Genomic DNA, 26,585 nt, shown 5'->3' with positions numbered 1-26,585 from the left:
TTCCGTTGCGCAGTCGCAGCGGCGTGTTCGATATGCTAGGCTGTAAGAAGCTGCAGACCCGCAAGGGCCATCGCGCAACGGAGCATGCAAGGTGACGGATATGCGGACGCCGAAAAAGAGCGAGACGATCGAAATCCGGCTGTCTTACGACGCCAAATCCGCCTTTGTCCGCCGCTGCCACGAGGATGGGGTTTCGGCCAGCGAAGCGATCAGGACGATGATCGACGGCAGGATGGCGGATCGCGACGATAGGACGGTCGTACGCCGGGCGCATCGGCGCACCATCGCCGCGATCATCGCCGGGATGGTGCTTGGCGCGGGTGTGGCTGTCCCTGCCCTGGCGCATGGAAACCAGACCAGCCATGCCGCTTTCGATCAGCTTGATCGCAACCATGACGGGGTGTTGAATTACGGCGAATTCAGCGCCCGTTGAGGCACTGAGCTTTCTGTCCGGACCATAATTCGGGCGTGTCCGGACACGACATTGCTGGAGCTGAGGGCCATCTTGCGGCCTTCTCGGGGCATGACAAAAGCCGCCTCCGCACAGTCCCGCCGCATCCACTGGTTCAGGGAAATCCGCAGCCTCGCAGGCCTGGTGCTCCTTGTTGCGGCCGTTCAGAGCCTCATCGCCAAGCCCTTTTATATCCCTTCCGAATCCATGATGCCCACCCTGCTGGTCGGAGATCGGCTCGTGGTCAGCAAATGGCCATATGGCTGGTCCTACACCTCTCCGATCCTGCACCTGCTCCCGTTCGTGCATGGGCGGCTTCTGGGCGGGCTGCCCGGTCGCGGCGACGTCGTCATCGTGACGCCGCCGGACGCTGGTCGACGCGGGGAGGACTTGATCAAACGGGTGATCGGCCTGCCTGGAGACGTCGTCCGGGTAACCGGTGGTCGCCTTTGGCTCAATGGACAGCCGGTCGCCGTTCGCGATGAAGGCTATCTACTGATGCCCGTCGACGGAAACTTTCGCTGCGATGCGCACGATGCGGATCCGGAGCGAGCGTTCCCCGGCTTCGCGATGGCGCGGATCACCGGCGCCGACGGACAGCCCTATTGCCGGCTCCATATCATCCGGGAAACGCTGCCCAATCGCCGATCCTATGACACAATCGATTTTGGACCCAGCGCCGGAGACGATTTCCCGGCCTATAAAGTACCGGAGGGACACGTCTTTCTGATGGGCGACAACCGGGACATGAGCGCGGACAGCCGAGTGCCGACCGAGCTGAACGGTCTGGGCGGCGCCGTGCCGATCGAGAATATCGGAGGAAGAGCCGAGTTCGTCACCTACTCGCTCAATGGACGCGCAACGTGGAATCCCCCGAGCTGGTTTTCGATGTTCCGCGGCGGCCGGGCCGGCACATCGCTCCGTTGACAGTCCCAACCGTATCCCCGATACTCCCGCCCAGAGCGCATCTGGAGCGCCACCTGTCCGCGGCAAGGGAGCTTCTCCCATCCAGCTAAAAACGATACTTACGAACCCTTCTTCCGGCCTTTCGTAAGCGGACGTCTGGCATTTGGAAGGAAGGTTTCCGATGCGTCGTACGCTCACGCCCAAGACCAATCTCGATACCCTGCGCAAGGACGCCAAACGCTGGCTGAAAGCCATTCGCGCGGGCGATGTCGCCGCGATCGCGCGGCTGCGCGACGCCGGCGCGAAACCGTCCGGCGATCCCGGACTGCGCGACGTGCACCAAGCGCTCGCGCTCGAATATGGCTACGAAAGCTGGGTCGCGCTCAAGGCGGCGATCGCCGATCTCGCGCTCGATCGCCAAAGCTATGCCGAACGACTCGACCAGGTGTTGCTGCACGGCTGGGACGGCGATCCCGCCGTCGCTCGGCGGATCGTCGATCGCCATCCGGTCATCGCGCGCGACAGCGTGTTCACTGCTGCTACGTGCGGCGATATCGGCGAGGTCGAGCGGCGATTGGCGCGCGACCCCGGTGCCGCGCTCGCAGTGGGCGGCCCGAAGAATTGGACCGCGCTCGCTTATGTCGCTTACGGCCGGCTCGATCCCACGAACGGCATGGCGATCGCGCGGCTGTTGCTGGCGGCGGGCGCGGATCCGAACTTCTCGTTCAACGATGGCTGGGACAATTCCTTCACCCTGGTGACCGGCGCGATTGGCCTGGGCGAAGGCGCCAAATCGAGCCATCCCCAGGCGACCGAGTTGGTCGACCTGCTGGTCGCCGCCGGCGCGTCGCCGTTCGATACCCAGGCGCTCTACAACATCTCGATCGTCGGCCACGACGTCTATTGGTACGATCTGCTGTGGCGGCATTGCGAGGCGCAAGGGGTGACCGAGCGCTGGCGCGATGCGGTCAGCTATCGCATCGGCGGGAACCGGCCGCTCAATCCGCTCGACTATCTGCTCGGCAATGCGGTCGGGCAGAACCATCTGGAGCGCGCCGAATGGCTGCTGGAGCGGGGCGCCAACGCCGATACGCCGCATGCCTATACCGGCCAGCCGGTCCATGCGCTGGCGCAGCTTTCCGGGTTCGTCGACATGGCCGCCTTGCTCGAGCGCCACGGCGCCACGCCCGTGGCGCTGAGTGGTGCGCAGGCGTTCCGGGCCGCATGCCTGCGCGGTGACGAAGCGAGCGCGCGGGCACTGCTCGCGAGCGATCCGCAATTGGTGACCAATCCCGCCCTGCTGCTGGCGGCCGCCGAGTTCGGCAATGCGCCCGCCATCGCGTTGTTGCTATCGCTGGGTGCCGATGTCGGCGGAGGCGATCATGAGGGGATCAGCCCGCTACACCGCGCGGTGCAGTCGGGATCGCTGGAGGCGGCGAATCTGTTGATCGCCGCGGGTGCCGAGATCGATCGCCGCGAGCGCAAATGGAACGGGACGCCGCTCAGTTGGGCAGTCGTGCTCGGGCAACCGCAGATGGTGGATCTGCTCGCACCGTTGAGCCGCGATATGTGGCCGCTGGTGCATCTCGGCCTGACCGAGCGGCTCGATGCCCTGCTGAGCGCCGATCCCGATCTCGCCAATCGAGCGCGGGTGAACAAAGATACCCCGACGCCGCTTTTCTTCCTGCCCGACGACGAAGACAAAGCGGTCGAGGTCGCGCGCATCCTGCTGCGCCATGGCGCCGATCCGCGGATGCGTAACAAGAGCGGCCATACCGCGATCGACGCGGCACGGCGGCGCGATCTCGACGAAGCGGCGGATTTGATGGAGGGCTGGCGTCATGACGGCTGAACGATCGGCGCTCCCGCTGCGTATCGTGGTCGACCGACCCGTGCCGGGTGTCGCGTTGGCGCTTCAGCGCGGCGCCAGCGGCAAGGCGACGTTGGTCGCGCCGGTTCATCGCTCGACCAACGCGCTCGTGTTCGAGTTCGACGTCGCGCTGGACGGCAGCACTGCCGCCTGCGGGCCGCGCTTGCTCGGCCCGTTCGTCCAGGGACCGCCGACCGCGCGGTTCGTCTATCTCAGTATCGGTGCAAGCGCCGGCCAGATCGGCTCGCCGTGGCAGCGCCGCGCCAAGGTGCCGCTTGGCGCGATCGACTGGCAAAAGATCGAGGCGCTGGCGCCGGGCGAGCGCCTGACCGCGCATTTCAACGGCACCGCGCGCGACGGCAGTCCCGCCTGCGCCACCGTGCCGATCCTGCCGCCGGGCTGGGTGGCTAGGCGATCTTCTGCGCCCGGATGACGTTGAAATTGTCCTTGCTGATGGTCAGACGCAGCACTGGTCCTGGTCTTGGTGGGGGTTCGACTTCGACCACCCAGGTGTCCGCGGTATCCTTGATCGAATAATGTTCGCGGGGTCCGGGCGTTAGGCAGTCACCGGCCATCCCGATCTTGCGTGCGAACAATTGGGCCGACGCCAGCGCCTTCCGAGTCTCCGGCCCCAGCGATGCTAAGGGCTGGGGCTGCGAACATGCGGCTGCGGCGAGCAGGACAAGGAGGAGGGAGCACTTCATGTAGATATGAGATCACATTACATTTTGCCGCGCAAGCGGGCTCGCGCCAAGGGTTAAATGCAACAAACCAACGTGGTGGATCGCGAGCCCTCTCCCGCTTGCGGGAGAGGGAGGGGCCCGCCGCGAAGCGGCGGGAGGGTGAGGGTCTTTTTTCTTTTTCCAAGCGGAAGGGCTGAAAAAGAAGAAAGAAGACCCTCACCCAACCCTCTCCCGCTTGCGGGAGAGGGCAATCAACGAAGAACAGACAACGCCACGAATGGACTCGCAACAAAAGCCCGGTGACCGCATGGCCTAAGGCCTAGCCAGCCACCGATCGCCCAGCGATCACCTTCAGCCAGGGCGCCGCATGGAAGACGCTCATCAGCAGGTACATTGGCACCATGCCGCCCAGGGGAAAGCCCGTCGTGCCCGAGCATAACACCATCGGGCCGCTGCCCAGGCTCGTCAGCACGGCCATCGCCGCGAAGGTCGGCGATGCCGCCAGGCCCAGCCATTTGGCGAGCCCCGCGCTGCCGGCTGCGCCCGCGGTGATCATGCCTTATCCCCGTTGCGGAGCGCGGCCTCGCCGGAATCGGACACTTCGACCCATTTGGGATCGGGCGCGGCTTGCTCGGCCTCGTAATTGTCGTGCCAGTTCCACCATTTATAGGGCGGCGTCTGGGGATAGCCCTCGGGCGAATCCTCCCACGCTTCCTGGCGACCGAGCGGGGTGATGTCGAGAAAGTTCCAGGTCGAGCCCATCGCCTCGTCGCCGCGATTGTTGATGTAATAGGTGCGATAGATCTGCCCGTCCTCCCGGATGAAGACGTTATGGCCATGCCATTCGTCCACCCCGAAATCGGCATCGAAGCTGTCGGTGATCGTGTACCAGGGCATGTCCCAGCCCATCCGCGCCTTCAGCCGCGCGATATCGGCTTGCGGCGCGCGCGAGGCGTAGGCCAGCGTGGTGTCGCGGGCATTGAGATGCGCGAGATGCGCGACCTGATCGGCACCGAACGAGCAGCCGCGACAACCATGATCGGGCCAGCCGAACACGCCGGGTTCGAAAAAGGCGCGATAGACGATGAGCTGGCGCCGGCCCTCGAACAGATCGAGCAGGCTCACTGCGCCATCCGGCCCCTCGAACCGATAGTCCTTGTCGACCAGCATCCACGGCATCCGCCGACGCTCGGCGGCGAGCGCGTCGCGGGCGCGGGAGAAGACCTTCTCCTTGACCAGCATGCGCTCCCACGCCGCGGTCCAGTCGGATGCCGGCACCGTCGGTGGGCGGTTCTCGAGTTTGCTGTCTTGCATGACATTCCTCCTGATCAGAAAGGCTTGCGATCACTGCGTCTTGGTCGACGCCTCTTCCTCGGTCACCGCGCCGATCCGGCCAATGACTTGGGTCCAACCGCCGCTCATGTTGCGATAGGCAGTCTCGTTCTTCGGCAGGACGAAGCCCGAATGGACGACGCGCAGCCGGGTGCCGCCAGCGACTTCCTCCAGCGTGAAGGTCACGATCGTGTCGAGCCGCGATCCGTAGCCGACATTGGCCTCGTCGCCGCCCTTCCACGAATAGGATAGGCGCTCGCCCGGCACGACCTCGATCACTTCACACTGGATCGTCCCGTCCCAGGCGCCCGCGGGCGAGGTCTTGTAGGTGAAACGATTGCCGACCACCGGCTCGTAGCCATTGGGCGTCATGTTGAGCCAGCGCCCCATCAGGTCGCTGGTGGCCAGCGTCTTCCACACCGTGGCCGGCGCATGCGGGAACACTTCGTCGATCACGATGTCTCGCGTGTCGGCGTGCAAGATGGCGTCGGTCACGAATCGATCTCCTTGAGCAAATCACGCAGATTGGCGAAGCGGTTGCGCCAGAAGGCGTCGTAATGGCTCAGCCAGTCGAACAGCGGCGCGAGCCCATCGGGCGTCGCGCGATAGAAGACGTTCCGCCCTTGCGGGCGTTCGGCGACGAGCCCGGCCAGCTTCAGCGATTTGAGGTGTTGCGAAATCGCGCCCTGGGTGACGCCGCTCGCGCGGGTCAGTTCGGCGACATTGACCTCTCCGCCGCGCGCGAGTTGCTCGAACACGGCCCGGCGGGTCGGGTCGGCCAGGGCGCGCATGACGGCGTCGACGGGCAAGGCAGGAAACATGCGAATCGATTAGCCAATACTAATCAATTAGTAAATACTAATGTTTCATCCGCTCGCGGCGGAGATAGATGCGCATGAAAAAGGGCCGCCGCGCCAAGGGGAAAACGCGGCGGCCCTCTGCGTGGGCGTCGTGGGAGTTAGATTACGACGCCTTTTGACCCGAAGCCTGTGAGAGGAAATTGGTCAGCTCATCCTTCGATACCGACTTGGACTTGTCGGTGTCGGCCTGGGTAAAGGCCTGGGCGACCCAGCCCTTGTTCGCGGCATCGTCCTTCACCGACGGATCGGCCTTGGTGCGCAGCGCGGTCATCCACGCGCCGAACTCGGTCTTGCTCAGCGAGCCGTTCTTGTTCTTGTCGTAGGTGCCGAACTCGCCGTTGACGACATCGGCGACCTGCGCGCCCTGGCCGGACGGCGCCGGATTGGCCGCCTGAGCGTCGGCTGGGGGCGCAGTCGGCGCGGGTGCCGTTTGCGGCTGAGCATCGGCAGTGGTCGGCGCCGGCGGCGTCGTCGGAGCCGCGGTGGTTGGTGCCGACGTGGTCTGTGGCGCCGGATTGGTCGCGGTCGGTGTCTCCGGCACCGGCGCGGTCTGCGGCTGCGCAGGTGCAGCGTTAGTATCCGGCTGCGGTGTTGCAGTCTGCGGCTGGTTCTGCGCCAATACAGGCGTAGAAATCAGAAAGGCACTAGCTAATAATACATGCTTCAGCATGGCAAATCTCCTTGCAATTTGGACCTGTTTCTGCGAAGCGGTTGTTCACCACCCCATGCGAATTGCTCTAGTAGAACATTCGACTTTCGATATGGGTCCGAAATTTCCAATATGGAAGGCCGATTTGTCCCGCGATTGGCGCAGGTCGTCGTGGACTTGTGCTTTGGTTGCGACGAGCTGACTCACGATTTTAGGGAACCGTCACTTCGGCACCACAGTGGGCAACCGGGAACCCCTTTCCCCGGTTGGCCCGTAAAGGCGATTGAGGGTCGGGACCGCGCTTGCTATCGGCGCGGACATTCCCGGCATCCCGTTTTCGAAAGGCCCTTCATGGTCCCGCGCTATTCCCGTCCCGACATGACCGCGATCTGGGCCCCGGAGGAGCGCTTCAAGATCTGGTTCGAGATCGAGGCGCACGCCACCGACGCGCTGGCCGAGCTCGGCGTGGTGCCCAAGCAAGCCGCCGCCGCTCTATGGGCGTGGTGGGCAACCAATCCCAAGATCGACGTCGCAGCGATCGATGCGATCGAAGCAGTGACCAAGCACGACGTCATCGCCTTCCTGACCTGGGTCGCCGAGAATGTCGGCGATGAGGCGCGGTTCATGCACCAGGGCATGACCTCGTCCGACGTGCTCGACACCTGCCTGGCGGTGCAATTGGCGCGCGCGTCGGATATCCTGCTGACCGATATCGATGCGCTGCTGGTGGTGCTCAAGCGCCGTGCCGAGGAGCACAAGCTGACCCCGACGATCGGGCGCAGCCACGGCATCCATGCCGAGCCGGTGACGTTCGGGCTCAAGCTGGCAGAGGCTTATGCCGAATTCGCGCGCAATCGCGAGCGGCTGGTCGCGGCGCGCAAGGATATCGCCACCTGCGCGATTTCAGGCGCGGTCGGCACCTTCGCCAATATCGACCCGCGCGTCGAAGCGCATGTCGCCGAGAAGCTCGGCCTGGCGGTCGAGCCGGTCTCGACCCAGGTGATCCCGCGCGACCGCCATGCGATGTTCTTCGCGACCCTGGGCGTGATCGCCTCGTCGATCGAGCGACTGGCGGTCGAGATCCGTCACCTCCAGCGCACCGAAGTGCTCGAGGCGGAGGAATATTTCTCGCCCGGGCAAAAGGGCTCGTCGGCAATGCCGCACAAGCGCAACCCGGTGCTGACCGAGAATCTGACCGGGCTCGCCCGCATGGTGCGCAGCGCGGCGATCCCGGCGATGGAGAATGTCGCCCTGTGGCACGAGCGCGATATCAGCCATTCCTCGGTCGAGCGCTATATCGCCCCCGACGCCACGATCACGCTCGACTTCGCGCTGGCACGGCTGACCGGGGTGATCGACAAATTGCTGATCTATCCGGCGCGGATGGAGAAGAACCTCAACAAAATGGGTGGCCTGGTCCATTCGCAGCGAGTGCTGCTGGCGCTGACCCAGGCTGGGGTCAGCCGCGAGGATTCGTACCGGCTGGTCCAGCGCAACGCGATGAAAGTGTGGGAATCGGACGGCGAGCTCTCGTTGCTCGAATTGCTCAAGGCCGATCCCGAAGTGACCGCGGCGCTGTCGCCGGCCGAGATCGAGGAGAAGTTCGACCTCGATTACCACCTCAAGCATGTCGACACGATCTTCGCGCGGGTGTTCGCGGACGCCTGAGCATGGGCCGACTGTGCCCTTTTAGGCACATCCGGATGCAACATGGCAACACAAGTGCAAATGCTGCAACTGCGAAGGATTGAAACAATATTGCGTGTTAGCGCAACTATTTCCATATGCCTCCCAGCCGGACTGATCCGGCTCTAAGGAGAAGCAACCATGCGTATCATGGAAATGCTGGCCACCGCGATGGTGAGTGTCGGCAGCCTGGCGCTGGTGGCGGGGGTCCTTTCCCTCTAAACCATCGGCCCAACCGCACCCCGTGAAAGTCGGGGGCGGTCAGGGCGGGTTGGGTGGACGACCCACCTCACATCCCTACCGAAATTTTAGCCTACCGAAATTTTAGCGACGTCTGTTGCGACTCCGGTACGTCGTACCGGGTATTCCTGGCGGCAGGGCGATCGCAGCGACGATTGGCGAAGGGAATCCCGCCGATCTACGTTGTGACCCTAAAGGGGCACGGCGGGGACCAGTGGACAATATCGATTTTGACGGGCGTGCTACGCCCGAACCGGAGCGGTCGAGCGCGACCGGCCCCGCTTTGCCGACCATCACGGTGGTCGGTTCGGCGCTGGCGCTCGCCGCCTGCGGTGGCGGCAGCGATGGCGGCGGCGCCTCCGGCGGTTCGCCGCCCCCGCCCGCCCCGCCCCCGGTCATTCCGCTGAGCGACATCCAGGCGAGCCGTTTCCTCGGCCAGGCCACGATGGGCGCGACGCGCAGCACGATCAACGCACTGGTCACCCGTGGCATCACTGGTTGGCTGAACGATCAGTTCGCGATGCCGCGTGCGACCACGCATTGGGACTGGCTGGTCGCCAACGGCTATTCGGCCGCGACCAATATCAACAACGAAGCAGGGTTCGACGCGACGATGTGGCGTCAGATGATCGTCGAGCCCGATCAATTGCGCCAGCGCGTCGGCATGGCGCTGCTCGACATGTTGGTGGTCGGGATCGACGGGCTCAACCTCAATTGGAAACAATTCGCGATGGCCGCCTATGTCGACGTGCTGCTCGACAATGCGTTCGGCAATTTCCGCGACATCCTCGACAAGATCACCACCAACGCGGCGATGGCGTCGTTCCTGACTTTCCTGGGCAACCGCAAGGCGAACGCCTCGACCGGCGCCCAACCCGACGAGAATTACGCGCGCGAGCTGATGCAGCTGTTCACTTTGGGCCTCTACCGGCTCAACACCGACGGCACCTTGGTCGGCGGCGCGACCCCGACCGAAACCTATACTCAGCTCGACGTCACCGGCCTGGCGCGCGTGTTCACCGGCCTGGTGCTGGCGAACAATACGAGCACGACGCCCGATCGCTACCGCCTGCCGCTGGTGATCAATGCGGCGATCAACGAGACCGGACCGTCGAGCTTTCTCAACGCGAGCACGACCGGGGGCGGCATGGCGGCGATCAAGACCGCGCTGGACGCCATCTTCGCGCACCCCAACGTACCGCCCTTCGTCTCGAAGCAATTGATCCAGCGGATGGTCACCAGCAACCCGACCCCCGGTTATGTCGGCCGCGTCGCCAGCGCATTCGCCGATAACGGCGCGGGTATACGCGGCGACATGAAGGCGGTGATCCGCGCGATCCTAACCGACAGCGAAGCGCGCGCCGACAGCATGATGGCCGATGCGACCTTCGGCAAATTGCGCGAACCGGTGATGCGGCTGACCGGCTGGGCGCGCGCGTTCAACATGACCTCGCCCGCCAACACCTGGCCGATCGGCGACACCAGCAGCCCGTCGACCCGGCTAGGCCAGTCGATGGGCCGGGCTCCCTCGGTGTTCAATTTCTTCCGGCCCGGCTACACGCCGCCAAGCACTGCGATCTCCAATGCCGGACTGGTCGCCCCCGAATTCCAGATCACCAACGAGCAATCGGTGGTCGGCTATGTCAATTTCATCAACGCCCTGGTCAACAATGGCAGCGGCGATGCAAAGCCCGATTATGCCGACATCCTGACCAAGGCAGCGGACAGCGCCGCTCTGGTCGACGAAGTGAACGTCGTGCTGGCCGCCGGCCAGCTGTCGACCGCGACGCTGTCATCGATCCGCGCCGCCGTCGACAGCGTGTCGGCGACGGCGACCAACGGCCCCACCAATCGCGCGAAGATCGCCATCCTGCTGACGCTGGCGTCGCCCGACTATCTGACGGTGAAGTGATGAGCTGTTTCGAGCACGATCAATCGCGCCGCGCCTTCCTGAAGCGGAGTGCCGCGCTCGGCATGGCCGGCGTCGCGGCGCCCTTCGTCACCAGCCTGGCCGCGATCGGCGAGGCGGCCGCCGCGGTCTCGAGCGATTACAAGGCGCTGGTGTGCGTGTTCCTGTACGGCGGCAACGATTACGCCAACACGCTGCCGCCTTACGATGCCGCCAGCTACGCGCTCTATCAGGCGGCGCGGTCGAATATCGCCTTGCCGCGCGACGCTCTGACCGCCACCGCGCTCAACCCGGCCAACAGCCTCGGCGGACGGCAATATGCGCTTGCTCCCGCCATGGCATCGCTGCTGCCGGTGTTCGACGCCGGGCGGATGGCGGTGGTGCTCAACGTCGGCACCTTGGTGATGCCGACGACCAAGGCGCAATATCAGTCGAACGCGGTGCGGCTGCCGCCCAAATTGTTCAGCCACAACGACCAGCAAAGCTATTTCCAGGCGTCGAATCCCGAAGGCGCGACGAGCGGCTGGGGCGGCCGGATCGGCGATCTGTTCCAGAGCGGCAACGGATCGGCGACACTGACCTGCGTCAACGCCAGCGGCAATGCGGTCTACCTCACCGGGCGCAGCGCGGTGCAATATGCGGTCGGTTCGGGCGGCCCGATCGCGTTGCTCAACAATGCGGCGTCGCTCTATTCGTCCTCGACCGCGATGGCGACGCTCAAGGCGCTGATGACTGGCGGCAGCGCCAACATCCTGGCCAACGAACATGCCCGGGTCAGCCAGCGGTCGCTCGACACCTATACCCAGCTGAGTGCCGCGCTGGCGGGAGCTCCGGCGGCCAATTTTCCCTTATTCCCCAGCGGCAACAGCCTGGCCGACCAGTTGAAGATCGTGGCGCGGATGATCTCGGTCTCGGCCACGCTCGGGGCGCGGCGGCAGGTGTTCTTCGTCTCGCTCGGCGGGTTCGACATGCACGACAATCTCGCGACCGATCATCCGCGCCAGATCGGGCTGGTCGCCGACGCGCTGAAGGCGTTTTACGACACGACCGGCGCGATGGGCGTCGCCGACAAGGTGACGACGTTCACCGCGTCCGATTTCGGCCGCACGCTGACGTCGAACAGCGATGGCGCCGACCATGGCTGGGGATCGATGCATTTCGTGATCGGCGGCGCGGTGCGCGGCCGGACGATCTACGGCACGCCGCCCGCTATCGGCAGCAACACGCCCGACGATGTCGGCCAGGGCCGCCTGCTTCCGGCGATCGCGGTCGACCAATATGCGGCGACCTTGGCGAACTGGTTCGGCGTCAGCGGCGGCGACATGGCGACCGTGCTCCCCAATATCGGCAATTATGCGCCATCGAGCTGGAATATCGGCTTCGTTTAAGACGAGCCGGACTCCTCCGGAGACTATCCCCAATTCGGATATATTTCCGCATACGCGCCGGCGAGCTATGCCGGTCTTTTCGTGGGAGGCACGCGTGAAGAAACCGCAAACGGTCGCCAAGCTGACCGAACTGGGCCGTGTCCAGTTGTCGCGAACCTTTTTCATGCGCGATTTCCTCTATTCGGACATTGCCGAGATCCATGGCCTGTCGAACATTCCCGACGATCCCGATCTGGCGATCGCGGCAGGAACGCGGCTATGCGAGGATTTGCTCGAGCCGCTGCAGGACGTATTCGGGCGGATCGCGATCCGATCGGCCTATCGCTCGGCCGAGGTCAATCGGCTGGGCAACGTCAAAGGCTATAATTGCGCGTCGAACGAACGCAGCGCCGCCGGCCATATCTGGGACCAGCGTGACGCCCAGGGCCAGATGGGCGCCACCGCGTGCATCGTCGTCCCGCGCTTCGCCAACGAATGGACCGGCCCCGACGACTGGAAGCGCATCGCCTGGTGGGTGCACGACCATTTGCCTTATTCGACGATGGAATTCTTCCCCATCCGCTGGGCGTTCAACCTGCAATGGCACGAGCGGCCGCTACGGATGATCTACAGCCATATCCCGGACGCGCGCGGGTATCTGACCAAGGCGGGGATGCCGGGGTTCGATGAGGATCACAGCGAACTATGGGGGCCGATCGTTCCGAAGTGACTCCCCTTCTTCTCCCCTTGTGGGAGAAGGATAGCGAAGCTTGGCAGCTTGCTGCCTAGCGCAGCTTGGATGAGGGGAGCGGCGCTTCGGCGCCGCGCGACCGCTTTGCGGTCGCCCCCCTCACCCTTCCCACTCGCTAACGCGAGCGGGCCCCTTCCCTCTCCCACAAGGGGAGAGGGAGAGAGGTTACCCCCCGACCGCCTTCTTCACCTTCTGGAAGAAACCCTGCGTCTGGGGACATTCATCTCCGGTCTCGGTGCAGCGGAATTCCTCGAGCAGTTCGCGCTGCTTGGCGGTCAGCCTGGTCGGCGTCTCGACCGAGATGCGGACCACCAGGTCGCCACGGCCCTTGCCCTGGAGCACCGGCATGCCGGCGCCGCGCTGGCGGACTTCGCGGCCCGATTGCGTCCCGGCGGCGACCTTGACGTCGTGCTGCTCGCCATCGAGCCCGGGAATGGTGATCGATCCGCCGAGCGCCGCGGTGGTGAAGCTGATCGGCGCGTGCGCGAACAGGGTCGTCCCCTCGCGCTCGAAGATCGCGTGCCGTTTCACATGGAGGAAGATGTAGAGGTCGCCCGCGGGCGCGCCGCGCGGTCCGGCCTCGCCTTCGCCGGTCAGGCGCACGCGCGTGCCTTCGTCGACCCCGGCGGGAATGTTGACGGTCAGCGTCTTCGTCTTTTCGACGCGGCCTTCGCCGCGGCATGACGAGCACGGATCGGCGATCACCTGGCCGGCGCCGTGGCAGGACGGACAGGTGCGTTCTACAACGAAGAAGCCCTGTTGCGCGCGCACCTTGCCATGGCCGGCGCACGTGCCGCAGGTCTTGGCCGAGGTACCGGGCTTGGCGCCCGAACCGTCGCACGCCTCGCACAAAGCGGCGACGTCGATGGTGATCGGCTCGGACTTGCCGTGAAAGGCTTCCTCCAGGCTGATTTCCATATCGTAGCGCAGATCGGCGCCGCGCTGCGGCCGGCGCTGGCCGCCACGGCCACCGCCCATGAACTCGCCGAACACACTTTCGAAAATGTCGGAAAAGCCCGAGAAATCGTTACCCCCGCCGAACCCGCCGGGTCCGCCGCCCTGCTGGAACGCGGCATGGCCGAAGCGATCGTACGCGGCACGCTTCTGCGGGTCCTTCAGGCATTCATACGCCTGACTGACCGCCTTGAACTTCGCTTCGTGGTCTTTGCAGCCCCCGTTCTTGTCGGGGTGGTATTTCATCGCGAGCTTGCGGTACGCCGACTTGATCGTCGCGTCGTCGGCGTCGCGCTCGACTTCGAGCAGCTCGTAAAAATCAACTTCGGTGGTCATTTACCCGGCCCCCGCCGACTTTCCCCGCCACCCCCACCAAGGCGGGAGCCCATCTCCTGATCCTGCCTCGGTCGAAGCGAGGGAGATGGGTTCCCGCTTTCGCGGGAATGACGGGTAAAGTCCATCACTTACGCCTTGTGGTCGTCCACTTCGGAGAATTCGGCGTCGACCACATCCTCGCCGCCGGCTTCGCTGCCCGCGGCAGCACCATCGGCAGCGGGCGAGGCTTCGGACGCCGCCTGCTTCTCGTAGATCGCCTGGCCGAGCTTCATCGCGACCTGGGCAAGCGCGCTGGCCTTTTCCTTCATTGCCTCGGGATCGCCGCCCTCGACCGCGGTCTTGGCCTCGGCGATCGCCGCCTCGATCTCGGACTTCAGGGCCTCGTCGACCTTGTCGCCATTATCGGCCAGCTGACGCTCGGTGGTGTGGATCAGGCTCTCGGCATTGTTCTTCGCCTCGGCGCCTTCACGCCGCTTCTTGTCCTCGTCGGCGAAGCGCTCGGCGTCCTTGACCATCTGTTCGATGTCGGCGTCCGACAGGCCGCCCGAGGCCTGGATGCGGATCTGCTGCTCCTTGCCGGTGCCCTTGTCCTTGGCACTGACATTGACCAGGCCGTTGGCGTCGATGTCGAACGTGACCTCGATCTGCGGCACGCCGCGCGGCGCCGGCGGAATGCCGACCAGGTCGAACTGACCCAGCAGCTTGTTGTCCGCCGCCATTTCGCGCTCGCCCTGGAACACGCGGATCGTCACCGCCTGCTGATTGTCGTCGGCAGTCGAATAGGTCTGCGCCTTCTTGGTCGGGATCGTGGTGTTGCGGTCGATCATCCGGGTGAACACGCCACCCAAAGTCTCGATGCCAAGCGACAGCGGAGTCACGTCGAGCAGCAGCACGTCCTTGACGTCGCCTTGCAGCACGCCGGCCTGGATCGCGGCGCCCATCGCGACAACCTCGTCCGGGTTGACGCCGGTGTGCGGCTCCTTGCCGAAAAAGTCCTTCACGACCTCACGGACGCGCGGCATGCGGGTCATGCCGCCGACCAGCACGACTTCGCTGATGTCCGACGCCTTGACGCCGGCATCGGCCAGCGCCTTCTTGCACGGATCGAGCGTGCGCTTGATCAAATCCTCGACCAGCTTTTCGAGATCGGCGCGAGTGATCGTCTCCACCAGATGCAGCGGGGTCGACGAACCGCCTTCCATGCGCGCGGTGATGAAGGGCAGGTTGACCTCGGTCGTCGCGGCCGACGACAGCTCGATCTTCGCCTTCTCGGCGGCTTCCTTCAGCCGCTGCAGCGCGAGCTTGTCGGTGCGGAGGTCGAGACCTTCCTTCTTCTTGAACTGGTTGGCCAGGAATTCGACCAGCTTGTTGTCGAAATCCTCACCGCCCAGGAAAGTGTCGCCATTGGTCGCCTTCACTTCGAACACGCCGTCGCCGATCTCGAGGACCGAAATGTCGAACGTGCCGCCGCCAAGGTCATAGACCGCGATCGTCTTGCCGTCCTGCTTCTCCAGGCCATAGGCCAGGGCGGCCGCGGTCGGCTCGTTGATGATACGCAGCACTTCGAGACCCGCAATCTGGCCGGCGTCCTTGGTCGCCTGGCGCTGCGCGTCGTTGAAATAGGCCGGCACGGTGATGACCGCCTGGGTCACCGTCTCACCGAGATACGATTCGGCGGTTTCCTTCATCTTCTGCAGGATGAAGGCCGAAATCTGCGAGGGGCTGTAATCCTGGCCGCCGGCCTGGACCCAAGCGTCGCCATTGGCGCCCTTGACGATATGATACGGGACCAGTTCGGTGTCCTTCTTGGTCACCGGGTCGTCGAAGCGGCGGCCGATCAGGCGCTTCACCGCGAATACCGTATTGTCGGGATTGGTCACCGCCTGGCGCTTGGCCGGCTGGCCGATCAGGCGCTCGCCATCCTTGGCGAAGGCGACGATGGAGGGCGTGGTACGCGCGCCTTCCGCATTTTCGATCACCTTGGGCTTGCCGCCTTCCATTACGGCAACGCAGCTGTTGGTCGTACCCAGGTCGATACCGATTACTTTTGCCATTGGTCCTCTGTGGCCCCTCAATCAAAATAAAACCCAGCCCGCGCCCCTCACGAGAGGCGACGCAAGCACCAAATACCCCGGCGATATAGGGGGGGATTCGCTTGCCGCAAGATTGCGTCGTGCCTAGGGATTTCAAGTGTTCCCAAAGTGGGAAGGAGAAGGAATGAAGTCCGCGCTGCTGCTGGTTCCCGCGATCGTCGCTTTGTCGGCCTGCCAACAGCCCAAGGAGGTGTCCGTCGGCAAGGCCTGGATCCGGCTCGCCGCGGTGCCATCGAACCCGTCCGCGGCCTATTTCACGCTGAAAGGCGGTCCCAAGGACGCAACGCTGACCGGCGTCTCGACGACCGCCGCGGTCCGCAGCGAGATGCACGAGAGCATGAACGCCGGGGGCATGATGTCGATGGCCCCGCTCAAGCTCGTCGCGCTGCGCGCCGCCGGCGAGGTCACGTTCGCACCCGGCGGCAAGCACGTCATGCTCTATGGTCTCAAGGCGACCGCCGGCGGAACCGTGCCGCTGACCTTCACTTTCGCCGACGGCCATAGCCTGACCGCACCCGCAAAGGTGGTTGGCGCGGGCGACCCAGCGCCGGAATGAGTAACTTGGCGTGAGGCAGGAACTCCGCCCGCTGACCACCGGCGAGATCGATCTGGCACGGTCGGTGTTTGGCGACGCGATCGACTTCACGCCGGTACGCGTGGTGCTTGGCAAATGGGCGTTCTTCCAGCCCAGGAGCGTGGTGATGAGCCCGCGCGGCCGGATCCATTTCCATCCGCACGGCACGGCCTATCGCGACGATTTCAGCCATGCCGAATTGGGCGAACAAGGGCTGTTCGTGCACGAAATGGTGCATATCTGGCAGCACCAATCGGGCATCTTCCTGCCACTCCGCCGCGTGCCGTGGGCAAGGTACGACTACGCCGTGAAGCCCGGCTGGGAGCTGCGCAAATACGGAATCGAGCAACAAGCCGAGATCGTGCGGCACGCGTTTCTGTTGGGCCATAACGCACTGATCCCGGGCGCGCCGCCGTTGCAGCAGTTGAAGACGATCTTGCCGTTTCGGGCGGTGCATGAGGATGCGCACCACTGATACTCCGTCACCCCGGCCTGGTGCCCGTTCGAGCTTTGGCTTGCCCCCGGCAAGCCAAGATCGTGTCCGGGGGACACGATCTCGCTCGAACGCCACCGGGAGGCACGTCCGAAGCAAGAGACTCCATAGACTGGGCTCGACGCCCGGTGGATGCCGGCACAAGGCCGGCATGACGTCGGTGGGTCTGGCCTATCCCTTCGGCTGCGCTAAACTACTCCGCCCAGGGAGATGCCAATGTCACAGACGCTTGATCGTTTCCGTTCTTCGACCTGGGGCTGGCTGCGCGGCACGCTGGCTGGTTGGGGAACGCTGTTGCTCGTGCCGATCGGCGTGGTGGGTACCCTGGTGACGGGCACGCCATTTCCGCTCGGCTTCGTCGCCCTAGCGGCGCTGATCGCAGCGGCGAAATGGGTCCAGAATCTCGCCACCACGTACGAAGTGACCGAAGACCGGCTGATCCTGCACCGCGGCATCCTCCGAAAATCGATCGACGAGATCGAGCTCTATCGAATCAAGGATATCCGGATCGACTTTTCGCTGATCAACCAATGGGCGGGGATCGGTACCGTTACCTTGCTGTCGAGCGACGAGACCACCGCCGGCCGCCCGTTCGTGATCCGCTATGTCGAACAGGCGCAGCCGCGGCGCGAGAAATTGCGCGACCTCGTCAATGCCGCCCGGCGCGCGCGGGGCGTGCGCGAGTTCGACATGGTGCAAGAAGCAACCATGCCCTGACAGGCGCACGCATTCAGGCAACCGGGAGCGGACAGCGCGCGTTCAGTTGGTCGCGTGCATAGGCCCGCTCGATAATGACGACAGCGATAACTCCCGAACGCCTCAAGGGCCTGATCGGCGCCGCTCTGGTGCAGGCGGCGATCCTGTATCTGTTAGTCGCGGGGCTGGTCGTGAACCTGCCGACGATCGGGGCGGTCGAAAACGACTTGCTTGCGTTCGTGCCGCCACCGCCTCCGCCCGAGATCAAGGTCGAGACCCAGCCCAAGCCAAGCCACAAGACCGAAGGCAAGGCCGCGCCGCCCAATATCAAGTCGAAGGCGACCGAAGTCACCGCGCCGCCGGTGCCGACGCCCCCCGTCCCTCCCCCGCCGCTACCAGCGGCGACCAAGCCGTTCCAGGGCAACCAATCGACCCAGGGCGCAGCACCGATCGCGGGGCCAGGCACCGGCGCGGGCGGGATCGGCAACGGCACCGGGAGCGGCGGCGCGGGCGACGGCGACGGGGGCGGCGATGGCGACGGTCGCGAGATCGCGCCGCGCTACAAGAGCGGCCGCCTCAAATCGTCGGATATCCCCGAATCGGCCTGGGAATCCGGCGTCGAAGGCCGGGTATCGGTGCGCTATTTCGTCAATGTCGACGGCAGCGTCAGCGACTGCCGAGTAACGCGATCGAGCGGCTATGCGCTGCTCGACACCACCACCTGCCGGCTGATCGAGCAACGCTTCCGCTACCGGCCCTCGCTCGACGAGAACGGGACGCCGATCCGCTCGATCATCGTCGAGAACCACACCTGGGTGAACCCGCTCAAGGACGATCCTGAGGATCGGGACCGCAGCCGGGACAGGGATTAGCGCGATTTCAACCAGCGCTGCTTAAAGGCCGTGCCATGATTCACGACGCGCATGCCTTTCGCGGCGAATATATCGATGTCTGTGCCCAGATCGAACGCTGGGCAGTGGAAGTAATCCGCAACGCGGAGACAAGCGCCAGTGCGCCGCGCAAGATGCCACATCTGCTCGGTCAGAAACTGAAACTGGTCGCCGAACTCGCCTCGGACGACACGATATTCGCCAAGCCGACGCGGGTCCGTGAACTGCTGGCCAGATTGCAGGCTTATATCGACCTGAGGTCGCACCTTGCCCATGCCACTATGACGGTCACGGGAGAGGGCACTGCCGAGATCTATGCATTCGACCTGCCTGGGGCGGATGGGCCGCCATCGTGCGACGGACGCTTCTGGCTGACTCCTGACGACGGGCGAAGCCTGCTCAGCCGACTCAAGAAGAACCGCAAAGAACTATCAGACCAAAAGCTTCGGTCGGGTAGCTAGAGCGCCGCGAGATCAATCGCCCCGTTCTTGTCGAGCGCCTCCGCCGCATCGGGCATCGGATATTTGAGGCCGGTCGCGCAATTGAACAGCACCACCTCGTCCTCTTCATCGACTAGGCCGTCGGCCAGCGCCTGACGATATGCAGCAAGCGTCGCGCCGCCTTCGGGGCAAAGCAGCAGGCCGTCCTTCTTCGCGCAATCGTCCGCCGCGCGCAGGATCGCGGGGTCGCCGACCGCGACGGCCTTGCCACCGCTCTGGCGCACGGCGCGCAGGATCAGGAAATCGCCGATCGCCTTGGGGACGCGGATACCGGCGGCGATGGTGTGCGCATCCTCCCAGCGTTCGGCATGCACTTCGCCCGCTTCGAACGCGCGCACGATCGGAGCGCAGCCCGAGGCCTGGACCGCGAACATCTTGGGCCGCTCCGGGCCGATCCAGCCGAGTTGTTCGAGTTCGTCGAACGCTTTCCACATACCGATCAGGCCGGTGCCGCCGCCGGTCGGATAGAAGATCGCCTTGGGCAGGCGCCAGCCCAATTGGGCGGCGAGTTCGAGGCCCATCGTCTTCTTGCCCTCGATCCGATACGGCTCCTTGAGCGTCGAGAAATCGAACCAGAGGCCCTCGGCAGCGCCCTTGCCGACGATCGCGCCGCATTCGTCGATCAGCCCGTTGACGCGATAGACGCGCGCACCCTGCGCCGCGATCTCGCGCACGTTGATCTCAGGCGTGTCGTCGGGGCACAGCACGATCGTCTCGATGCCGACGCGACTGGCATAGGCCGCCAGCGCGGCGCCGGCATTGCCGTTGGTCGGCATCGCGATCCTGGTGACGCCCAATTCCTTGGCCATCGCCACCGCCATCACCAGCCCGCGCGCCTTGAACGATCCGGTCGGCAACCGGCCTTCGTCCTTGACCAGCACGTTAGGGCCGCCCGATTTGGCGATTGACACCAAAGGTGTCTCGATCTCGCCCAGGCTGACGATGTTTTCGGTGTGGCGAACGGGCAGCAATTCGCGCCAGCGCCACAGATCAGTCGGGCGCGCCTCGATCATCGCCCGCGGCACGAACCCGCGCACCGCGCCGAGATCGTAGCGCACCAGGAGCGGTCGCCCGGCGCGCGACAGGCCGTGCAACTGGTCCGCCTCATAGTGCTCGCCGGTCAGCGAGCATTCGAGATGCGTAACGAAGGTCGGACGCTCGGCGGTGAGGTTTGGGTTCATTCTCATGCCATATCAACCCGATCCCTCTTGCGGGAGGGGTTGAAGCGGGAGCGGCGGAAATTCCTGTAAATTCCTCCCCGGCACGGGAAGGGGGACCAAGACGCGAAGCGGCTTGGTGGAGGGGGCGGGCCCCAAGCGACGTAGGCGTGGAGGGCCCCCTTCACCACTCGCTACGCGAGCGGTCCCCCTCCCCGTACCGGGGAGGATTTTTAATCCGGCTTCTTCGCGACGCCCACCAGCGACGGACGCAGCAATCGGTCGCGGAGCATGTATCCCGCCTGCATTTCCTGGACGATCGTGCCGGGCGACTGGTCCGACGGGATTTCGAGCATCGCCTGGTGCTGGTTGGGATCGAGCGGCAGGCCCATCGCGGCGATCTTGGTGACGCCGTTGCGCTGGAATACCGCGTCGAGCTCGCGCTGGGTCGCTTCGAGCCCGGCGATCAGGCCTTTCAGCCGGTCGTCGTCGCGCAGGTCCACTGGGATCGCCGACAGGCCGCGGGCCAGATTGTCGGCGACCGACAAGATCTCGCGCGCGAAGCTAGTCACGGCATAAGCGCGCGTGTCGGCGGCTTCCTTTTCGGCACGGCGGCGGACGTTCTGCGCCTCGGCATGCGCGTACATCACCGCGGCCTTGGCCTCGGCGAGTTCGGCTTCCAATTGGGCGACACGGTCATGCTCGGCCAGTTCGGGTGCGGCCTCCGCGGTTTCGGCGCGAAGGTCCTCGGCGCTGTTGGCGGTCGCGGTGTCGATTTTTTCGTCTTCGGTCATCATTCTCTTCGTCTTGGCCCTGGAAAATTGCTGCCTCTCAACCGATCAAACGGGAGAGGGTTGCGGCGGTGAAATCCACCATGGGCACGACTCGCGCATAGTTCAACCGGGTCGGCCCGATAACACCCACCACGCCGACCACGCGTCCGTCGATCCCGCGGAACGGTCGGGCGATCACCGACGAGCCCGACAGCGCGAACAATTTGTTCTCCGCGCCGATGAAGATGCGGGTCGATTCGGCAGTGCGCGCGCTGTCGAGCAGCCCGGCGATTTCCTGCTTGCCCTCGAGATCGTCGAGCAGGTCGCGGATGCGCTCAAGGTCCTCAGCCGCGGCGGCGTCGATCAGCCGCCCCTGCCCGCGCACGATCAGCACCGGGCGGCGATCCGAATCCTCGCTCCACACCGCGATGCCCTGTTCGACCAAGGTCGCCGCCGCCTTGTCGAGCGCGGCGCGGTCAGCAGCGAGCTGGCGGTCGAGCCGGATGCGCGCCTCGGCCAAGGTCAACCCGGCCAGGGTCGCCGACATGTAATTGCCGGCCTCGACCAAGGCCGCCTGGCTGGTGCCGGGCGCGAGATCGACGACGCGGTTCTCGACCTGGCCGTCATCGCCGACGATCACCGCGAGCGCACGATCCGGCGACAGCGGCACGAAGCTGATCTGACGCAGCACCAATTCGCTCCGCGGTACCAGCACCAGGCCGGCGCAGGCCGACAGGCCGCTGAGCGCCGCCGTGGTCGCGGCCAGCGCCTCTTCGACCGGGCCCGAGCGCACCGCCCTGCCCTCGATCGCCGCGCGTTCTTCCAGACTCGGTTCGGCAACACGCATCATCCCGTCGACGAACAGGCGTAGCCCGGTATCGGTCGGCATCCGCCCGGCGCTGGTATGCGGATGGCTGAGCAGCCCGAGCGCTTCGAGCTCCGCCATGACGTTACGGATCGACGCGGGCGACAGGCTGAACGCCCCGGCATCGGCAAGCGTGCGCGACCCCACCGGCTGGCCGGTATCGAGATAGCCTTCCACCACCGCGCGAAAAATGTCGCGCGCGCGATCGGACAATTCGGTGACGGCGGGAGCGGTCATCCCGTTGATCTAGGCGGGGTGGGCCCGCGGCTCAATCCCACCCCTCGCCGCAAACGCTCCGCATCGAGGTGATTGCCGCCCGTGGTTTGAGGCCCTAGGGCCATCGCCACCAGTTTCAGGAGACTTTCATGCGCCCCAGCGGCCGCGCCCCCGATCAAATGCGTGCGATCACCATCGAACCCCATTTCACCAAACATGCCGAGGGATCGGTACTGGTCGGGTTCGGCGACACCAAGGTGCTGGTCACCGCCTCGGTCGAGGACCGCCTGCCACCCTGGCTGCGCGGCAAGGGGTCGGGCTGGGTCACTGCCGAATATGGCATGCTGCCGCGCGCGACGCACACTCGCGGCGCGCGCGAGGCGGCGCGCGGCAAGCAATCGGGACGGACGCAGGAAATCCAGCGGCTGATCGGGCGCAGCTTGCGCGCGGTGACCGACCTGTCGCTGCTTGGCGAGCACCAGATCACGCTCGATTGCGACGTCATCCAGGCCGATGGCGGCACGCGCACCGCGTCGATCTCGGGCGCCTGGGTCGCGCTCAGGCTGGCGATCAACGGACTGATGCGCGACGGCAAGCTGACCAGCGATCCGCTGACCCAGAAAGTCGCGGCGGTCAGCTGCGGCATCTTTCAGGGCACGCCGGTGCTCGACCTCGATTATGACGAGGATTCGAACGCCGATGCCGACGCCAATTTCGTCCTGCTCGAAAACGGCCATATCGCCGAGGCGCAAGCGACCGCCGAACATGCAACTTATGACGAGGAAGCGTTGTTGAGGCTGCTTCGGCTCGCGCGGATCGGCTGTAACGAGATTTTCGCGGCACAGGCAAAAGCGGTTGGATCGGCATGAGCGGACCGGACGAGGGAATTGGCGGCGACGCGCCCCAGGCGATCCGCAAGCTGGCGCCGGGCAAATTGGTCATCGCCAGCCACAATGAAGGCAAGGTGCGCGAGATCGAGGCGCTGCTCGGGCCCTACGGAATCCAGCCCGTCTCGGCGAAATCGCTCGACCTGCCCGAACCCGAGGAAACCGGCACGACCTTCGTCGCCAATGCCGAATTGAAGGCGCTGCAGGCGGCCGATCTGTCGGGCTTGCCGGCGCTGGCCGACGATAGCGGGCTGTGCGTCGAGGCGCTGAACAGCGATCCGGGCATCTTCTCGGCACGCTGGGCGGGGTCGGGCAAGGATTTTGGCGTGGCGATGAAGCTGGTCGAGGACAGGCTCGCCGCGGCCGGACCCGATGCGGTTCGCGACGCCCATTTCGTCTGCGCGCTGGCGCTGGCCTGGCCCGACGGCCATGTCGAATGGTTCGAAGGGCGGGTCGACGGCCTGCTGGTCTGGCCGCCGCGCGGCGAGCATGGCTTCGGCTACGATCCGATGTTCGTGCCTAACGGCCATGACCGTACGTTCGGCGAGATGACGCACGACGAAAAAACCCCGCTGACGCACCGCGCCGCGGCGTTCAGGCAGTTAGTCGACGCGGTTCTCTAAGCCGGGGTCAGCGCGGGCTCTCGCCGTAGAAATTGCCCGGCTCGGAATAGCGACAGACGAGATAATCGTCCTCGCCATTGTTCGCCAGCGCGCAGCCGACGCGGCGGGTCGAGCTCCAGATGATCTGGGTGTAATGCCCGACATCGTCCCAATTCCCGGTGGTCGAGAGATTGGGCATCACGCCGTCGCGATAGAACTTCTTCTCATCGACCCACATGCCGACCATCTGCTGGTAGCTGTACGCGTCCTGGGTGCCCATGAAGAGGTTCTCGCCCTCTCCATCGGGATCGCTGCCGCGATCATTGTCAGAATGATAGAAGCTGCTGGTGCCGGCGAGATGGTCGGCCCATTGCTTCGCATCGATGGCGAGATTGTCGTCCCAGCTGATCTCGGGCACACCCGCGGCGCGCCGCGCCTCATTCTGGCTGTCGAGCATCGCGCGGATGAAGGCGACGCCACCCGGACGCGGCATCGGCGCGTTCGCGGTCAGCGGCAGCAGCGCGATCGCGGCGAGGAAACGAAAGCGGATCATTGCCGCACGTAATGCGCGCGGCGCGTTAATTAAGGCTCGGCACGAAGGCTTAAAGCGCCCTCAACCCTATCACGTTGCCCGGCGGCGCGTAGCGGCAGACGAGGTAATCGTCGCGATCGTTGCTCGCGACCGCGCAGCCGACCCGCGTCGTCGTGCGCCAGATGATCTGGGTGTAATGCGCCACCGCCTCGCCGTTGCCGGTGGTGCAGAAATCGGGCGCGGGGGCGTTCACGAACCACTTCCGCTCGTCGATCCAGTACTGGATCATCTCGGCAAAGGAATAAGCGTCGCGCGTGCCGGTGAAGAGGTTCTCGCCCTCGCGCCCCGGCCCCATCGGCTGCGGCGCGTGCTGAAAGCGGCGGGTGCGGGCGAGCTCCCGGGCATAATCCATAGCATGCGCGGCAAGGCTATCGTCCCAGACGAGCGGCGGGGCGCCGACTGCACGGCGCGCATCATTGTGCCTGGCAAGCATGACCTGGCGAAGCAAGGCGCCGCCGCGCTGCGCGGGCGCGGTATCGTTGCGCGGCTCGACCACTCGCTCCGGGCCGCTTGGCGCCCCGCACGCGGTCAGCGCCATCGCCAGTAGCGCGATCCCTGCTTTCCTGATCATGCGCGCGTCTCCATATGCACGGGTCTGATGTTCGAGCCCTTCGCCTTATACGTCCATTGGCCGTTCTGCGTGTCGAAATGTCCCTATTGCGACTTCAACAGCCATGTCCGCGAGAGCGTCGACCAGGAGAGGTGGCGCGACGCGTTGCTCGCCGACCTGGCGCACGAGGCGTCGGTGTTGCCCGGGCGGCGACTGGGATCGATCTTCTTTGGCGGCGGCACGCCGTCGCTGATGCCCCCGGCGACGGTGGCGGCAGTGCTCGATGCCGCCGAACGCGCCTGGGGATTCGAGCCGGGGATCGAAATCACACTGGAGGCCAACCCATCGTCAGTCGAGGCGGCACGGTTCGCCGATCTTGCCGCGGCTGGCGTCAACCGGGTGAGCCTGGGGCTGCAGGCGCTCGACAATAAGACCTTGGCCTTTCTGGGCCGCGCCCATGACGTGACAGAAGGGCTGGCCGCGCTCGACACCGCACAGCGCGTGTTCGACCGGGTCAGCTTCGACCTGATCTATGCGCGGCCCGACCAGGGATTGGCCGACTGGCACGCCGAACTCGCGCGCGCGCTGTCGTTCGGCACCGAGCATCTGTCGCTCTATCAGCTGACGATCGAGCCGGGCACACGGTTCCAGACCGAGGCGCTGGCCGGGCGGCTGGTGCTGCCCGACGATGACCGCGCCGCCGATCTGTTCGAACTGACCCGCGCCTTAACCGCGAGCGCTGGAATGCCCGCGTACGAGATTTCCAACCATGCGCGGGCAGGCGCGGAAAGCCGCCACAACCTGACCTATTGGCGCTACCAGGATTATGCCGGGATCGGACCGGGCGCGCATGGCCGGCGCACCGGCGTCGCGACGCAGCGGCGGCGCAAACCGGAGAATTGGATCGAGGCGGTCGCGCGCAATGGCCACGGCATCGAGCAGGAAGAACCACTCACACCGCGAGAACGTGCGGTCGAAGCGACGCTGATGGGCCTGCGGCTGGCCGAAGGGATCGACCTGGATCGGATCGCGACGCTGGGCGAGCGGCCAATCGACGCGCTTGCCGACCTGGCCGCGATCGAACGACTGGTCGCGCAGGGCCTGCTGGCACGCGATGCATCGCGCCTCGCCGCCACCGACGCGGGTATGCCGGTACTCAATGCCATCCTGGGCGAGATCGTACGGTCGCCGGAGAATCTGACGGCCTAACGCAGGCGACGACTCGGGCTGCTCAGGCGTGGCCCGCGACGAAAGCCGCGAGTTGACCGATCGCCGTTCCCCAGCCTTCCTCGAATCCCATCTCCTCATGCTTGCGCGCATCGGCCGTAGTCTTGTGCAGCACGCGGGAGGCGTAGCGGGTGCCGTCGCCTTCCGCTTCGAAGGTGATGATCGCGGTCAGCGCGAGCCACGGCTCGAGCGGATGCCAGCCTTCCCTGAGCACGGTGGTGAAGACCAGGCGTGATTTGGGAACGACCTCCAGGAAACAGGCTTCGACATGCGGCTGGAAATCCCCGTCGCCTTCGCGCATTAGCGTCTCGAACCCGCCGCCGGGGCGCAAGTCTAGCTTGACCACCTGGCATTCGATCGGCGCCGGTATCCACCATTTCGCCAGATGATCGGGCGTGCTCCACGCTTTCCACACCCGGGCGGGCGGTGCCGCGATGAAGCGATCGATCGTGAGTTCGGACGAGTCGATGGGCATG

The 26,585-nt window shown here is 65.2% G+C and carries 30 protein-coding genes; 16 read left to right on the top strand and 14 right to left on the bottom strand.

What is annotated here, in order from left to right:
- The first annotated feature begins 100 nt into the window (after positions 1 to 100).
- From AC1DRD_RS02235 to AC1DRD_RS02220, 4 genes are all read left to right on the top strand, one after another.
- Positions 101 to 433, top strand: coding sequence for a hypothetical protein (locus tag AC1DRD_RS02235; protein WP_478040014.1), 333 nt, complete (start codon positions 101 to 103; stop codon positions 431 to 433).
- A 90-nt stretch (positions 434 to 523) separates the two neighbouring features.
- On the top strand, positions 524 to 1,378 hold the full coding sequence (gene lepB, locus AC1DRD_RS02230; protein ID WP_478040012.1) for a signal peptidase I: 855 nt from the start codon (positions 524 to 526) through the stop codon (positions 1,376 to 1,378).
- 160 nt (positions 1,379 to 1,538) lie between these two features.
- Positions 1,539 to 3,209: an ankyrin repeat domain-containing protein gene (locus tag AC1DRD_RS02225; protein ID WP_478040010.1), complete on the top strand. Its 1,671-nt coding sequence runs from the start codon at positions 1,539 to 1,541 to the stop codon at positions 3,207 to 3,209.
- Positions 3,199 to 3,660 carry a DUF5990 family protein gene (locus AC1DRD_RS02220; protein WP_478040008.1) on the top strand — a complete coding sequence of 154 codons (462 nt, stop codon included), beginning with the start codon at positions 3,199 to 3,201 and terminating at the stop codon, positions 3,658 to 3,660. Before AC1DRD_RS02225 ends, AC1DRD_RS02220 begins: the two co-directional genes overlap by 11 nt.
- Here the strand turns inward: AC1DRD_RS02220 and AC1DRD_RS02215 are convergent.
- The 6 genes from AC1DRD_RS02215 to AC1DRD_RS02190 form a co-directional block, all read right to left on the bottom strand.
- The gene (locus AC1DRD_RS02215; protein ID WP_478040006.1) at positions 3,635 to 3,823 is read right to left on the bottom strand and encodes a hypothetical protein; all 189 of its coding nucleotides are present in this window, start codon (positions 3,821 to 3,823) and stop codon (positions 3,635 to 3,637) included. The genes AC1DRD_RS02220 and AC1DRD_RS02215 overlap by 26 nt on opposite strands.
- Before the next feature lie 406 nt (positions 3,824 to 4,229).
- Positions 4,230 to 4,466 (bottom strand): hypothetical protein, encoded by a 237-nt coding sequence (locus AC1DRD_RS02210; protein WP_478027737.1) that lies wholly within the window; start codon positions 4,464 to 4,466, stop codon positions 4,230 to 4,232.
- Positions 4,463 to 5,224 (bottom strand): DUF899 domain-containing protein, encoded by a 762-nt coding sequence (locus AC1DRD_RS02205; protein WP_478040004.1) that lies wholly within the window; start codon positions 5,222 to 5,224, stop codon positions 4,463 to 4,465. The genes AC1DRD_RS02210 and AC1DRD_RS02205 overlap by 4 nt, the downstream gene beginning before the upstream one ends.
- A gap of 30 nt (positions 5,225 to 5,254) precedes the next feature.
- Complete coding sequence (locus AC1DRD_RS02200) at positions 5,255 to 5,737, bottom strand: SRPBCC family protein (RefSeq protein ID WP_478040002.1); 483 nt, start codon at positions 5,735 to 5,737, stop codon at positions 5,255 to 5,257.
- Entirely contained in the window at positions 5,734 to 6,063 is a 330-nt protein-coding gene (locus AC1DRD_RS02195) for an ArsR/SmtB family transcription factor (RefSeq protein ID WP_478040000.1), read from the bottom strand. The genes AC1DRD_RS02200 and AC1DRD_RS02195 overlap by 4 nt, the downstream gene beginning before the upstream one ends.
- A 142-nt stretch (positions 6,064 to 6,205) precedes the next feature.
- Complete coding sequence (locus tag AC1DRD_RS02190; RefSeq protein WP_478039998.1) at positions 6,206 to 6,772, bottom strand: EF-hand domain-containing protein; 567 nt, start codon at positions 6,770 to 6,772, stop codon at positions 6,206 to 6,208.
- 330 nt (positions 6,773 to 7,102) lie between these two features.
- On the opposite strand from AC1DRD_RS02190, the gene purB reads away from it, so the two are divergent.
- The 4 genes from purB (at position 7,103) to AC1DRD_RS02170 (ending at position 12,683) form a co-directional block, all read left to right on the top strand.
- Positions 7,103 to 8,419: an adenylosuccinate lyase gene (gene purB, locus AC1DRD_RS02185; RefSeq protein ID WP_478039996.1), complete on the top strand. Its 1,317-nt coding sequence runs from the start codon at positions 7,103 to 7,105 to the stop codon at positions 8,417 to 8,419.
- A gap of 472 nt (positions 8,420 to 8,891) precedes the next feature.
- Positions 8,892 to 10,589, top strand: coding sequence for a DUF1800 domain-containing protein (locus AC1DRD_RS02180; RefSeq protein ID WP_478039994.1), 1,698 nt, complete (start codon positions 8,892 to 8,894; stop codon positions 10,587 to 10,589).
- Positions 10,589 to 11,974 (top strand): DUF1501 domain-containing protein, encoded by a 1,386-nt coding sequence (locus AC1DRD_RS02175; protein ID WP_478039992.1) that lies wholly within the window; start codon positions 10,589 to 10,591, stop codon positions 11,972 to 11,974. Before AC1DRD_RS02180 ends, AC1DRD_RS02175 begins: the two co-directional genes overlap by 1 nt.
- Positions 11,975 to 12,068: 94 nt before the next feature.
- Positions 12,069 to 12,683 carry a hypothetical protein gene (locus AC1DRD_RS02170; protein WP_478039990.1) on the top strand — a complete coding sequence of 205 codons (615 nt, stop codon included), beginning with the start codon at positions 12,069 to 12,071 and terminating at the stop codon, positions 12,681 to 12,683.
- A gap of 186 nt (positions 12,684 to 12,869) precedes the next feature.
- On the opposite strand, the gene dnaJ is transcribed toward AC1DRD_RS02170, so the two are convergent.
- The gene (dnaJ, locus tag AC1DRD_RS02165; RefSeq protein ID WP_478039989.1) at positions 12,870 to 13,994 is read right to left on the bottom strand and encodes a molecular chaperone DnaJ; all 1,125 of its coding nucleotides are present in this window, start codon (positions 13,992 to 13,994) and stop codon (positions 12,870 to 12,872) included.
- Positions 13,995 to 14,122: 128 nt separating this feature from the next.
- Complete coding sequence (dnaK, locus tag AC1DRD_RS02160; RefSeq protein WP_478039987.1) at positions 14,123 to 16,048, bottom strand: molecular chaperone DnaK; 1,926 nt, start codon at positions 16,046 to 16,048, stop codon at positions 14,123 to 14,125.
- A 163-nt stretch (positions 16,049 to 16,211) separates the two neighbouring features.
- Here dnaK and AC1DRD_RS02155 point away from each other — a divergent pair, with 163 nt between their 5' ends.
- The 5 genes from AC1DRD_RS02155 (at position 16,212) to AC1DRD_RS02135 (ending at position 19,201) form a co-directional block, all read left to right on the top strand.
- Positions 16,212 to 16,643: a copper chaperone PCu(A)C gene (locus tag AC1DRD_RS02155; protein ID WP_478039985.1), complete on the top strand. Its 432-nt coding sequence runs from the start codon at positions 16,212 to 16,214 to the stop codon at positions 16,641 to 16,643.
- Between the two features lie 10 nt (positions 16,644 to 16,653).
- Positions 16,654 to 17,136 (top strand): vgr related protein, encoded by a 483-nt coding sequence (locus tag AC1DRD_RS02150; RefSeq protein ID WP_478039983.1) that lies wholly within the window; start codon positions 16,654 to 16,656, stop codon positions 17,134 to 17,136.
- A gap of 234 nt (positions 17,137 to 17,370) precedes the next feature.
- Positions 17,371 to 17,871 (top strand): PH domain-containing protein, encoded by a 501-nt coding sequence (locus AC1DRD_RS02145; RefSeq protein WP_478039981.1) that lies wholly within the window; start codon positions 17,371 to 17,373, stop codon positions 17,869 to 17,871.
- A gap of 74 nt (positions 17,872 to 17,945) precedes the next feature.
- Entirely contained in the window at positions 17,946 to 18,722 is a 777-nt protein-coding gene (locus AC1DRD_RS02140; protein ID WP_478039979.1) for an energy transducer TonB, read from the top strand.
- A 35-nt stretch (positions 18,723 to 18,757) separates the two neighbouring features.
- The gene (locus tag AC1DRD_RS02135; RefSeq protein ID WP_478027722.1) at positions 18,758 to 19,201 is read left to right on the top strand and encodes a hypothetical protein; all 444 of its coding nucleotides are present in this window, start codon (positions 18,758 to 18,760) and stop codon (positions 19,199 to 19,201) included.
- Here AC1DRD_RS02135 and AC1DRD_RS02130 read toward each other — a convergent pair.
- The 3 genes from AC1DRD_RS02130 to hrcA form a co-directional block, all read right to left on the bottom strand.
- A complete protein-coding gene (locus AC1DRD_RS02130; RefSeq protein WP_478027721.1) occupies positions 19,198 to 20,421 on the bottom strand; it encodes a threonine synthase in 1,224 nt (407 codons plus the stop codon). The two genes, AC1DRD_RS02135 and AC1DRD_RS02130, sit on opposite strands and share 4 nt — an antisense overlap.
- A 209-nt stretch (positions 20,422 to 20,630) precedes the next feature.
- Positions 20,631 to 21,191 carry a nucleotide exchange factor GrpE gene (locus AC1DRD_RS02125; protein ID WP_478039977.1) on the bottom strand — a complete coding sequence of 187 codons (561 nt, stop codon included), beginning with the start codon at positions 21,189 to 21,191 and terminating at the stop codon, positions 20,631 to 20,633.
- 37 nt (positions 21,192 to 21,228) lie between these two features.
- Positions 21,229 to 22,272, bottom strand: a complete 1,044-nt coding sequence (gene hrcA, locus AC1DRD_RS02120; RefSeq protein WP_478039975.1) for a heat-inducible transcriptional repressor HrcA — start codon at positions 22,270 to 22,272, stop codon at positions 21,229 to 21,231.
- A 128-nt stretch (positions 22,273 to 22,400) separates the two neighbouring features.
- Between hrcA and rph the strand changes: the two genes are divergently transcribed.
- Positions 22,401 to 23,120 carry a ribonuclease PH gene (rph, locus tag AC1DRD_RS02115; RefSeq protein WP_478027718.1) on the top strand — a complete coding sequence of 240 codons (720 nt, stop codon included), beginning with the start codon at positions 22,401 to 22,403 and terminating at the stop codon, positions 23,118 to 23,120.
- Positions 23,117 to 23,761, top strand: coding sequence for an RdgB/HAM1 family non-canonical purine NTP pyrophosphatase (gene rdgB / locus AC1DRD_RS02110; protein WP_478039974.1), 645 nt, complete (start codon positions 23,117 to 23,119; stop codon positions 23,759 to 23,761). The genes rph and rdgB overlap by 4 nt, the downstream gene beginning before the upstream one ends.
- A 7-nt stretch (positions 23,762 to 23,768) precedes the next feature.
- On the opposite strand, the gene AC1DRD_RS02105 is transcribed toward rdgB, so the two are convergent.
- Positions 23,769 to 24,293 (bottom strand): CAP domain-containing protein, encoded by a 525-nt coding sequence (locus AC1DRD_RS02105; RefSeq protein WP_478027716.1) that lies wholly within the window; start codon positions 24,291 to 24,293, stop codon positions 23,769 to 23,771.
- Between the two features lie 49 nt (positions 24,294 to 24,342).
- Positions 24,343 to 24,903 carry a CAP domain-containing protein gene (locus AC1DRD_RS02100; protein WP_478039972.1) on the bottom strand — a complete coding sequence of 187 codons (561 nt, stop codon included), beginning with the start codon at positions 24,901 to 24,903 and terminating at the stop codon, positions 24,343 to 24,345.
- A gap of 27 nt (positions 24,904 to 24,930) precedes the next feature.
- Between AC1DRD_RS02100 and hemW the strand changes: the two genes are divergently transcribed.
- A complete protein-coding gene (gene hemW / locus AC1DRD_RS02095) occupies positions 24,931 to 26,091 on the top strand; it encodes a radical SAM family heme chaperone HemW (RefSeq protein WP_478039970.1) in 1,161 nt (386 codons plus the stop codon).
- A 22-nt stretch (positions 26,092 to 26,113) separates the two neighbouring features.
- Here the strand turns inward: hemW and AC1DRD_RS02090 are convergent, their stop codons facing one another.
- Complete coding sequence (locus AC1DRD_RS02090) at positions 26,114 to 26,584, bottom strand: SRPBCC family protein (RefSeq protein ID WP_478039968.1); 471 nt, start codon at positions 26,582 to 26,584, stop codon at positions 26,114 to 26,116.
- Position 26,585: the final 1 nt, after the last annotated feature.

This window comes from Sphingomonas sp. P4_G2 (assembly GCF_056401155.1).
Note: the sequence above shows the minus strand (reverse complement) of the source record. Positions and strands in the feature narration are given on the sequence as shown.